The organism is Mordavella massiliensis, from assembly GCF_016902415.1.
Taxonomy (GTDB): Bacteria; Bacillota; Clostridia; order Lachnospirales; family Lachnospiraceae; genus Merdimonas; species Merdimonas faecigallinarum.
Window position 1 is genome coordinate 1 of the sequence record NZ_JACJLV010000054.1, and the last position, 12096, is coordinate 12096.

Consider the following 12096-nt stretch of genomic DNA (forward strand, 5'->3'; position numbering starts at 1 on the left):
TAATATAACATATTCATATTTCTAGCATTGAGAAATAATAAATAACTGCCTATAACAATACACAACCGCTTCCAGAATACCTTTTTCACATATGTAAGGATCAGCCATAATTCCACAGCACCAGCCAAAGGAATCGCCAAAAGCATTCTTCCATGTGTTTTATATGTTCCCAACAAGACATACAATATAAACGGCGCACACACCAGGGAAACTCCATAAAACAACAGCAAGCCTCTTCTTTTCCATGGTTTTTCAGCAAAAAGTCTGGAAAGCCCCCATATAATAAAGGAAATAGTTATAATGCCTATTACAATTCCTCCATATATCGTTTCATCGTATATTGTGATCCCAAAAGAAACCCTCACAATATTTGCCAGAGCCAAAAACAATGCTTTCCAGATACTTGTCTCTTCGAACCAGCCAATATAATTCTCAGAAAGATAGCCTGCACTTCCAATGATAAAGGTAATAAGCAGATTAATTGCATAATATAAAATAATACTGATCACGCAAACTGACGAAAACAAACCAGTCTTTTTCCACAGATTTTTCTCCTTGCGCATAAATCCTGTTAAACAATACGCCACAACAACCGTTACAAATACACAAATATAGGCCTGGTATATACTAAAAGAAAACACAAGCAATACGATTGCAAAAACATATGCTCGTCTATTTTTCCTTTCCAAGTTTCCACACAAAAGCAACATTGAAACGGAGCAGGCAAGCATCCCTATGGAAATCTGAAGGTTAAACTGTGAAAAAGCAAATATTTCTCCCTCCACAAATGGAACCGAAGAAAAATACGCAAGGAAAAAGAAAAGCGGAACAATCTTCGATTCATTATCTTTTCGACTAAAGAGGGCAAAACTAAAGACAACTCCCGCCATATACCAAATCACGACAGACAAGAAATCCCATAAAAACGGGGCGAATCTTCCATAATCCGTCAGGAAGAAATTCAGAAACTGTATGCCAAATCTTCCCTGCAGAAGCCATAGTAGAGAATTTTCATTTTCCAATATCCAGGTTTCTTCGTCAATGCCTATTGTATGATTCGTCAGAAAAAATCCAAAACAAATCAAACTAAAAAGCAGCGCTAATAAAATCGGTTTTTGATACTGTTTGCAATATTCTTTCATACCTCTTCCCCATTTTTACTTTTCTTGATCGTATTTATTTCCGCTGAAATGTCATCCGTTCTTTCGCTGATGATATATCTTGGTCTTCCCTTTGTCTCCAGATAAATCTTACCAATGTATTCTCCTATGACTCCCAGGCTGATCAGCTGTACACCGCCAATAAAGCAGATAATACTGGTGGTACTTGCCCAGCCCTGGATACTATATCCCATAAAATGCAAAACCACCGACCAGATCACACCGATAAAACTCAGCAGTGAAACCAGAATTCCAAACACGGTGATCATTCGGATCGGTTTGATACTCAGGCTTGTGATGCCATCAAATGCCAATGCCAGCATTTTAGACAAAGGATAGTGGCTTTCTCCTGCCAGTCTTTCCTGCCGTTTATAATAAACACAGGTACTTTTAAAACCAACCAGAGGAAACATACCTCTTAAAAAAATATTCACTTCTTTAAAGTTCGCAAACTCCCGTAATACTTTTGCTGAAACCAGACGGTAATCAGCATGATTATAAACAGTCTCTACCCCCATCCAGGTCAATAACTTATAAAATCCTTCCGCACTGGTTCGTTTAAAAAAGGTATCCGTTCCTCTGTCATTTCTCACGCCATAGACAATCTCACTGCCATCCATATACTCTTGGATCATAAGATCCATGGCATTGATATCATCCTGCCCATCACAATCAATAGAAATGGTTATATCCGCCCTATCTTTCGCTTCCATCAACCCTGCCAGAACCGCATTTTGATGGCCTCTGTTCCTGCTCTGTGAAATTCCTTCAAAATGTTCATCACTTTTTGCCAACTGTTTTATGATTTCCCAGGTCTTATCCTTACTTCCATCATTCACAAACAAAATTTTGCTTTCTTCTGAAATCATGTCCATTTGAATCAATTCGTACAATTTCTTTAGAAAATCCTTGCTTGTAAGCGGCAAAACCTCTTCTTCATTGTAGCAGGGGATCACCATATACAATATAGGTCTGGGATCGCTACTTTCTCTTTCCATAACTCTTCCCCTCTTCCTGGTCTGCAAATGCAAAAAACCGCTGTCCTATATAGTTAAAACCAACAAAGAATATCATGCCTACCAACATAGACAAATTATCCTGCACTTTCTGGCTGCTGTTTTGCAGCAAATAATAAACCACAGGTTTGGCAATTCCATATGCCAGCAAATAGCAAACAACAATATTCACGATAAACTTACTGACAACGGATATACTTTTGCTCTGATTCTGAAAAGTAAAATGCTTATTTAGAAAAAAGCTTAAAATACTTCCAACAATATAATTGGCTGCAGAGGAAACCCAATAGCTACAATGCAGGAGATTATACATTGCAAACATGACCGCAGATCCTAAAAGTGTATTTGCAATCCCTACGATGACAAATTTCAACAATGTCCGATCAAACAAACTGGACCATTTCATTCTAATTTGTACTCCTTAATATATAGTTATCAACATTCTTCCAGAAAAAATCTCTTATGCTAAAATGTGTACTACTTAAACACCTTCCCCAACCATTTGATAAACAAGATCACATACACGGCAAAAACAGCTGTAACAACGAATGTTTCCACATCAAACCGGTGCGTGATCGTTCGAAGCGCCAGTGTGCCATCTATTTTTTCGCCTCTTACAGAAAACTCTGAATCATCCTGTGCTCCCGGCACATCGTATACAATCACAGTCCCTTCATCCATACTCTGACTAACCGTAAATTCCAGTGTGTATTCCTGATCTTTACAACCACTGATCCGGTCAAACTTTAAAGCAAAATATTTCCCGGCCTTCAGATCTTCTAATGACATCTTACCTGAAGCCACTTCCTGTCCCTCGTTATCCTTCAACATATAGGATACTTCTTTTTCTGCCGGCTCTCCTGTCACCGACATTTTAATATTAATGCCGTCCAGAAAATCTTCTTCGGAAACAAAAGATTGTATCAGCGTATCTCCTTTTGCAAGTTCAACAGATATATATTCACTGGAGTCTATCTCCCGGTCATAGATGCCGTGATTTTTATCTACAACCGCATATAAACATGTAAATGCTATTAATATTAAAGCAAATATACTCCATCCTATTTTTTTCTTCATGCTATATTACTCCTACCTCTGTTAATATGCAGTTCTATAAATTTCTGCAACCTCTTTACATTCTCCAAACATCTTTACGTTCCCGTGTTCCAGCCATACAGCCTTGTTACACAGACCTTCTACCTGCTCAATACTGTGGGACACAAACAATAAAGTAGTCCCCTTCTCCAACATCTCACCGATACGTTTATGACATTTTTCCTGGAATCGGAAATCACCTACGGACAACACCTCATCACAGATCAGTATATCCGGTGTACCAATCGTTGCAATAGCAAATGCAAGTCTGGCAATCATTCCTGAAGAAAAATTCTTTACCGGCACGTCTATGAAATCCTTCAATTCTGAAAACTCCACGATTCCATCATAATAAGATTCCATCTCTTCGTGAGAACGCCCCATCAGGGCGCCATTCAAGAAAATATTTTCACTTGCAGTCAGATCATAATCGAATCCAGCCCCCAGCTCAATCAAGGGAGCCACCTCGCCTCTGACTGCCACACTGCCCTTTGTGGGCTTTAAGACCCCTGCAATAATCTTAAGCATGGTACTTTTCCCGCTTCCGTTCAATCCGATTAACCCAAGCGCATCCCCTTTTTGTATCTGAAAAGACACATCGTTCAATGCCCAAAATTCGTTCGTTGATATCTGACTTTTTAATGTCTTGATAAAATATTCTTTTAAACTGTCCACCTTTTCCGAGGCCAGCCGAAAACGCATAGATACATGATCCACACTGATAATATCCATATTTTCCATTCCTGCTTCTCCTATATATCCAAGATAAATGTATCCTGTCTCTTATAAAATACGTAAAGACCTGCCGCCATAACTACAACTACTTCTACTGCCGCCAGCAATATAGAGCTAACCGAAGGCACTGTATTATTCATCATCACATCCCGGAACATCATCAAAATATTCGTAATCGGGTTCAACAGCACAATTTTCTCCAGCCATTCCGGAAGAATAGACATTGGATAAATCACTGGCGTCAGATACATCAATGCAGTAACAAATACGGAATACAGATGCATGATATCCCTGAACTTTACAGTAATTGCAGCCAGTAATATTCCCACTCCCAACGAGAAAAACACGATAAAAAATAACGGAATCGGCACCAGCAGCACTGTATAATGAAGTTCCACCCGCATGGCCAGCATAACAAAAATCAGCGCAGTAAAGGATGCCAGAAGGTTAATGGAACTGGAAAAAATGCGGGAGAGTACAAACACATACTTAGGCACATAGATTTTCTTAATCAATGGGCCATTGTCAATGATTGCTCCCATAGCACTGGTTGTGGCCTCATTGTAAAAATTAAAGATCAACTGACCACTTAACAGATAAACCGGAAAGTATTCGATATCAAATTTGAACAGATTAGAAAACACTACCGATAATACAACCATCATGAATAACGGGTTTAAAATCGTCCAGAAAACACCCAGGATAGATTTCCTGTATTTTGTTTTGATATCTCTCATAATCAGCTCATTTAATAATGGCCGGAATTTTATAAAATTCTGTATATAAGTTGACACTGTGCAACCTCCATTTTATCTATAAATATAAATTCAAAATATCCTTTGAAACCACTTCCCAGTTTCTCTCTTCCGCAGTCCTTCGCCCATTTTGATATAAGGTTTCCTGTAGTTCTTTATCTGTGCAGATCCTTTCCAGCCGGCACTTTGCCTTCTCCAGATCTCCTGCCGGATATAACAGGCAGTTATATTCGTCCTGTAAATATTCCGAATTACCACCATTCGGCACCGCAAGAACATACCCGCCGGATGCCATCATCTCTAATGGCGGATAAGAAAAACTTTCCAGCAAACTGGTTTTTACCAAAATATCACAAGCCTCATAGACGGCCGGCACTTTCTCATAAGGTACTTTATGAAGGAACTTGTCAATCCGGTACCATTCCTTGGGCTGTGCATTATAAGACATATACCATACTTCATATTTCTGTGGATCTAAACTATTTGTAATGCGAAAAGACTCGTCCACATTTTTATAGTCTACTGCGCAGTCTCCCTCAATCAAAATACGGATTTTCCCATCCATACTTCTCTTTCTGACCGGAAAGCATTCCGTTTCCAATCCATTCGGTGCATACAGCGCATCCTGTCCATATTCCTTTTTCAGCCAACTCTGACACCATCTGGATATGGTAAGGAATTCCACACGATTATGTGGCATATAGGTTCTGTTCGCCTGTACTCTCAACGGATCTCCTTCCTCATAAAAATCCGTCTCATAATTCTGAACCAGATAACATCTCCTCCCCATATTGGGATACTGTTCCACAAAAGGCAGAGTGGTCCACATGGTAGCTACGCCACATCCGATATATCCAGTTATATCTGTATGTTTCAGACTAAGCACCGGGAATCTGCACCCTTCAAAATCCTGCCATCTGGCTGGATTATCCAGGGTAAACAGCATAACATCCTGTCCGTTTTTCTGAAGCATTGCTGCATGTTTCAAGGCTACTTTCATGCCACCGCTGATCTCAAGGCCAGGCAGTACAAACCCATAATTCTCCGGTATTTCTTTTTGAAGCGCCTGTGTAAAGCCCGCCGCATTCTTCACAGTCGTACAGTGCTCACGGCAATATTGATATGCCTTCTCTCCAAGCCTCTCTCTGTATTCCCTGTCTTCTATCAGGCGCACCAGAGCCTTTTTCCACTCCTGTCGATCCTGACATAGTATACCATTTACTCCATTCTCAATGCAATCATGAAATGCTCCTACATCACTGGCAACAGTCACAACTTTCACTAAAGCGGCTTCCACCCATTTATTTTCAGATTTTGCCCGGTTAAAGATCGTATCTTCCAGCGGAGCCAGATTAATATCTGTCTGCGCGATCATTTCCGGAAGTTTTCGCCAATCTCCAAACGGGAATCTAAGAACACGATCCTTATATTGATTCAGTTCTGCTGGAAGATCCAGTTCTCCCGTCAGACATAATTCCGCCTGAGGATATTCCTCCAATACTTCGATAAGTACAGGCAGAATCATTTCCACATCAGCATTATGCGTGATACTTCCGCTGAAATACCCCAGCCGTACCGTGTTGTTATTCTTTTCTTTCACGGTCGAATTGGCCTGTCTGGACAAAGCAACCATTTCTTCTGACGCCGTATTTCGATTAATTAAAACATCCGGGACATACTTCTTCAGTTCCTCTGCCAGACAATTCGTAGTTGTAATCGCCATATCACAGAGCCTAAGCAGACGTCCCATATTTTCTACATTCTCGTCATAAGCAGCTTTATCTGTCTTGCTCATCTGCCGGACATAAGGAATCTGATCCGTATATTTCGTATCAATCACCAGATCATCAATGTCATAAAAAACTTTCTTGTTCAGCTTTCTGGCAACAGCTACAAACTTTCCGATCACTTCTGTGTATGGACAACGGAAGAAAATAAACGCTCTGTAATATCGAAGCTGATTTAAGGACAACTCCTGAAAATAAACCTCACCTGTAGTAATCCCGCAAGCTTCCAACTGTTCTCTTTGATGAAGGACACGGTATCTCCATGGATGAGGAAGATCTTCTCTACATCCACTGATAAAGAGAACATCCCTGTATGCCGGTGCTTCTTTCTTACGCCGGTTCACTTGCTTTTTCACAAATTTTCCAGTCCGGACAGCACATCCGGTAAGCCCTTCCTCCGAAATAGACCGGATTGCCTTTTTTAATAAGTTGCCGTTTCCATTTGACATACCCTTACACTCCTGTTGTTACATCCACTTTAATGCTTTCAATAGCGGATGATAAAACTCATCTTCCTGCCACAGTCTCTCTAACCACTTTTTACGGAATGCATCCGATTCCTTCCACACCACGTCTCTTCCGGGACTTCTTCCTGATTCTATCTTTGCAAAGCATGTCCATACATTCCAGTATCCAGCGTCTCTGCTTTTCAAACAAAGATCAGCATCCCGAAAACCTTTCATTTCACTATCAAAACCACCAAGTTCACTAAATCTCTTCCTGGCAATCATCAGGCATCTTCCGGTCAGGATCGTCGTATTCCTCACATGCCGCATGTTGGCTTCATATCCCTGCTCATCTTCCGGCATTCCCCTGTTAATCAAATGAATGCCGGAAGGTTCCTGACTGTCTAAGACCGCTCCTGCAAAACACGTTGTATGATTTCTATATAGAATCCATGGACCCACACAGCCCACATCCTCCCGCTGCGCATACATCAGCATTTCCTCGATCCACATATCTGTAAGAGGCAGGCAGTCATCTGTCAGAAAAATAAAATATTCTCCGGAAGCTTTTTCCGAAAAAATCACACCATTACCACAAAAGATTGCCTCATCTAATCCTGCACATACAATTTCCAACGGCCGGTACGTTGTCCGCTCAAGAAGTTTTTTTACGTAACTGCTTAAATCTGTTTTTCTATTGTTTCCTTTCAGTATAACAGAAACCAGCGGATTTTTCCTGATATTATAAGATATTCTGTAAATTGTCTCATAGGGAAGGTTACATGCAACCTTCCCTAATTCTCCAGTTCTTTTCAATTGATCACCAAGCGCCTGTTTCGCAGAATCCACCGCATACTGTTTCCCGGCAAGGTTCATAGACACAGAGCCCTCATGAACACGCCAGTAATACAGTATCTTGGGAATATGAACGATATGCTCCGCCTTTTCAGTCAGTCTAAGAACCATGTCATAATCCTGGCTGCCCTCACATTCTAACCTGTATAATTCCGCCATACCCTCTAAAAGAGATTTCTTGAAAACCACGAAATGACAGATGTAGTTATGGGACCGTAATTCATCTTTTCCAAAGCCATTTTTACAGACAATATCCGTAGATGATTCCGGCATATCCCGAAATTTCATCTCATCGGTATAAATAAAATCTGCACCTTTCTCGATAGCTTTAGCGACTTCATACAAGGCAGATGGATGAAGGATATCATCATGATCCAAAAGTCCAAAATATACTCCGGAAGCCAGGTCGATACAACGGTTAGTGTTACCCACAATTCCTTCGTTTTTTACAAGTCTGTGATAAACGATTCTGGAATCCTTTTTAGCATACGTATTGCAGACTTCCTCTACATAATCATGAGCATCATCACTTCCATCCGCAAGACACAGTTCCCAGTTTGAATACGTCTGCGACTGTACAGATTCAATCATCTGTTTCAAAAAGTCTTTAGGAGTGTTATATAGCGGTACAATGATACTCATTAATGGTGACTCCTGCCATACAGTCTGCCGTTGCTGTTCCAAGTCTTCCCCCCCGGGAACATGGTACTGCCGGATTCGTTTCTGCTCCTCTTCTATTCTTCTCTTTCGATTCTTGTAATAGAATACTGTCGAAGCAATTCCCTGCTGCCTTACCTTTTTCCCTATATTACAACATTTTGAATAAATCCCCATATTGTCTCACTTTCCTGGATACTTAGCGATGGATCAAAGCGTCAACAACATCTTGTTCCACAGTAGCTGTTGTATACTCCTTCAAAACTCTCTGATAAGCAGCTTCTCCAATCTGTTTCCGTAACTCCCTATCTTCCACCAGTTTCTTAATCACCTCATACCATTCCTCTGTACTCTGGCACAAAAAACCATCTTCGCCGTTCTTTATGACACGTTCTAATTCTTCGTTCCGCGACGCAACTGTTGGCACATGTACCAATGCGGCCTCCATCCATTTATTCTCCGATTTACATGCATGGAAAAACGTGTCCTCCAGAGGCATAAGATTAATGTCTGCTCTGGCGATCAGTCTTGGGAGTTTTCTCCAGATTATCATATCAAAACGCTCTACGCGTCCCTTAAATACATTAAACTCTTCCGGAAGTTTAATCTGCCCCCCTGCCAAAAGATAAACCCTTTCATTTTCCGTCATGATTCTTAACAGTGCTTCTTTGATCTGTTCAAAATCCTTATTATGAGTTTTTGTTCCGCTGAAGTAACCCAAATAAATTTTATGATCTTTTACAACAGGTTCTGTCCGCAGCGAGCAAATCTGCATTGCCATACTTGCCACATTCCGATTAATATAAACCGGCTTTTCCGGAAAACTATCTCTTACTCCTTCTAACATGGTCTGTGTGGAAACTATATACCCATCACATAATTCCATTGTCTTTTTGATATTGTTTGAATATGACTCAAATTCTTTATAGTCTTTCCCCTGCAAAAATGAAAGATGCCTGATCTTATCATATTCAAAAATATAGTCATCAATATCACAATAAACCTTAACCCCTTGTTTATGCGCTCTCTTAACCAGTCTCATAATTCGCGCATCATCAGCCACCCGGTAAATCACAACACTATGGAACTCAGAAACATCGCACTTATCAATTTGAGCCGCCTTGATGCGTTTTGAGGCAATTCCCTTGAAAAGAAGCTGCTCTCTCAAATGTTCCACCCTGTATCTCGATGCAAAAGAATCTTCTCCTGACACAAATAACACTTTGTCCGTTTTTCGCTCTAATTCATTTGCTTTTTGGATATATCCACTGTTCAAAACCGCATCTAATGCTGCTTTCCCTGATATTTCAGGGATTATATTTCCCTTCTCGTAATCGACAATACGTTCAGCCGGTGCGCCTATATCAAAACACATTAACGGCATACCCATCTTCATAATCTCTTCGGCCGTGTATGAGAATGTTTCCGGCCAGATAGATGGAATCAGAAACATATCTATATCGTGTTTCAATGTCAGTCTTGGGATACTGTCAGAACTGTATTTACCTGTCTCAAAAAATACCGGACTTTCTATCTTTTCTGATGAAAAACCTATCAGAACCACTCTGATATTCAGACCTCTTTTTTCAATTTCTGCTGTCAGCTCCCGAACGATATCTGCCCCCTTATGTTTTGTCAAAACCCCCAGCAGGCCAATATTAAAAGAATCTGTTGTCTTATACTTTTTTTGAATTCTCGGCATATAGCCAATTTGATGGGGAACGACCTCTATATTAGGTAATTCACCATAAACTTTCTGCAAAATCTTTTTTGAATCATTGGAAAATACAACAATAGAGCTACATGATTTCAAAAAAATCTTCCATTTCTCCCGCCATATTTCCATGGAGCCATAATCTTTTTCATAAGCAGGATGAACATTTCTAAAACATTCTGCGCACTGGCTACATTCATCCGGAACACCACAGTACTTTTCATCCACATTAAGCAGATTAATGGTTGGGCATACAGCAAAATAATCATGGAGAAGCATTTTTAATTTTACATTCTTTTCCCCGACAAACTTCTCCAGTTTTTCCAACACAGAAAATAAATCCGGATATGTTACCAGTTCATTGATCCAAATTTCATCAACATTCAAGAATCCCAAAGCTATAAATATATCCACTTGATTTTTTACAAAAAACTGTGCTTTATCATCCGCACACTGAAACAAAATCTGATAATAATCTTGAATATAATTATATTTCAAAACATAGAAAGCGTAACCCTTCTCAACGAACTCATGGCGCTTTTTCATCAAATAAGAAGTTGCACCTCCGCCCAGATCATGATCAAAAGCAACGATGGTTCCTTCCACTTTCTTTTTATGGAGGAGTAAATATTTAACAATCTTTCTTATCTCTTTATTTTCATCAATATCAAAAAATCTGGCGACCTGCCTGTTATAATCCGGATGTTTTTCCTCCAGAATCCTGGCATGTTCCTTTAGATATCTCTTTTTGTCCTCGCTCAAAAAACTACCGCCATGATTATGATACACAAACAGATTTTCTACATGAACATTTTTGTAGCCTTTATCTATCGCCCTCTGACACCAATCATTTTCTTCCCCATATCCCATACCAAAGCTGTCTGCATCTAAAAAGCCCACATCTTCAATCGCCTTCCTGCTCATTCCCATGCAGAACCCCACACCTGTGGGCATAGCGACATACTTCGGTGTGATTTTCTTAAATTCATCATCGATTTCCTGCAAGGAAAGTCCGCCAAAGAGTACATTATCTTCCCCTATTTCCGGGAAACTAACAATAGTGCCGCAGTTTGTATATGGCGTAGATGATGCAACTTTCTCGTCCTCCAATATTGGAGCCATAATCCGCTCCAGCCACATATCCGGCACTTCTACATCCGAATTTACAATGACTACATGATTATCCGATAATTTCAGACCTTTATTTACACTTTTTACAAACCCCAGATTTTCGTCATTTTCCAATAAGATAACTTCCGGATGCTTATCTGCATAATTCTTTAAATACGGTGCTACACGTTCATCCGGGCTCTTATCATTAATAATAATCAAGCGGTAATCCACTTTTGTCCTAGAAATTGATGCAAAAAGTTTATCAAAAAACTGGTATCCATTATATATAGGTACGACAACATCTATTGTATGAGAATAATATTCTTCTGGAAATCGCCATTCTTTATTTTCTGTTTCTCTAATTAGCTTCATTAAGTCAATTTCTTTATTACCAAAAGGAATTCTTGATATTTTGGGCTCAACAACTTTGACAACCTTCTCATCTGTCACAAACTGCCCCAATTTATTCTTATACTTTTTCCCGTTTACCGTAATAACTAGAGATGCATCAAAGGAAGGAACATTTTCTATCCGAACTTTTCCAAAAAACCCACTCTTTTTGGCCTCTTCAATGCGTAATTCTTTATATACATCTGAACGATTTAAATTTCTAGAAATATCCGCAAAATATTCTCTACCATATACATTTATCAAAACCTGAATGTTATCAATCTTGCTCTTTTCGGAAAACATCCAGCCTTTAAAAACGAAAATACCATTCTCATATTTACAAATATCAATTGAATATTTAATACCCAAATAT

Annotated in this window: 9 protein-coding genes; all 9 read right to left on the bottom strand. The window is 39.7% G+C overall.

The window, feature by feature from the left end; all coding sequences use genetic code 11:
• On the bottom strand, positions 1-1142 hold a 1142-nt coding region (locus tag H6A13_RS11475; protein WP_204909705.1), incomplete at its 3' end, for a glucosyltransferase domain-containing protein.
• Positions 1139-2158 (bottom strand): glycosyltransferase family 2 protein, encoded by a 1020-nt coding sequence (locus tag H6A13_RS11480; RefSeq protein ID WP_204909706.1) that lies wholly within the window; start codon positions 2156-2158, stop codon positions 1139-1141. The genes H6A13_RS11480 and H6A13_RS11475, both read right to left, overlap by 4 nt.
• Complete coding sequence (locus tag H6A13_RS11485; protein ID WP_204909707.1) at positions 2142-2582, bottom strand: GtrA family protein; 441 nt, start codon at positions 2580-2582, stop codon at positions 2142-2144. Before H6A13_RS11485 ends, H6A13_RS11480 begins: the two co-directional genes overlap by 17 nt.
• Before the next feature lie 71 nt (positions 2583-2653).
• Entirely contained in the window at positions 2654-3253 is a 600-nt protein-coding gene (locus tag H6A13_RS11490) for a hypothetical protein (protein ID WP_204909708.1), read from the bottom strand.
• A 21-nt stretch (positions 3254-3274) separates the two neighbouring features.
• A complete protein-coding gene (locus H6A13_RS11495) occupies positions 3275-4012 on the bottom strand; it encodes an ABC transporter ATP-binding protein (protein ID WP_204909709.1) in 738 nt (245 codons plus the stop codon).
• Positions 4013-4023: 11 nt separating this feature from the next.
• Positions 4024-4743 (bottom strand): ABC transporter permease, encoded by a 720-nt coding sequence (locus H6A13_RS11500; protein WP_207751894.1) that lies wholly within the window; start codon positions 4741-4743, stop codon positions 4024-4026.
• Positions 4744-4819: 76 nt separating this feature from the next.
• Positions 4820-6997 carry a glycosyltransferase gene (locus H6A13_RS11505; RefSeq protein ID WP_204909711.1) on the bottom strand — a complete coding sequence of 726 codons (2178 nt, stop codon included), beginning with the start codon at positions 6995-6997 and terminating at the stop codon, positions 4820-4822.
• A gap of 18 nt (positions 6998-7015) precedes the next feature.
• Entirely contained in the window at positions 7016-8491 is a 1476-nt protein-coding gene (locus tag H6A13_RS11510) for a glycosyltransferase family 2 protein (protein WP_204909712.1), read from the bottom strand.
• Positions 8492-8705: 214 nt separating this feature from the next.
• Complete coding sequence (locus tag H6A13_RS11515; protein ID WP_204909713.1) at positions 8706-12026, bottom strand: glycosyltransferase; 3321 nt, start codon at positions 12024-12026, stop codon at positions 8706-8708.
• Positions 12027-12096: the final 70 nt, after the last annotated feature.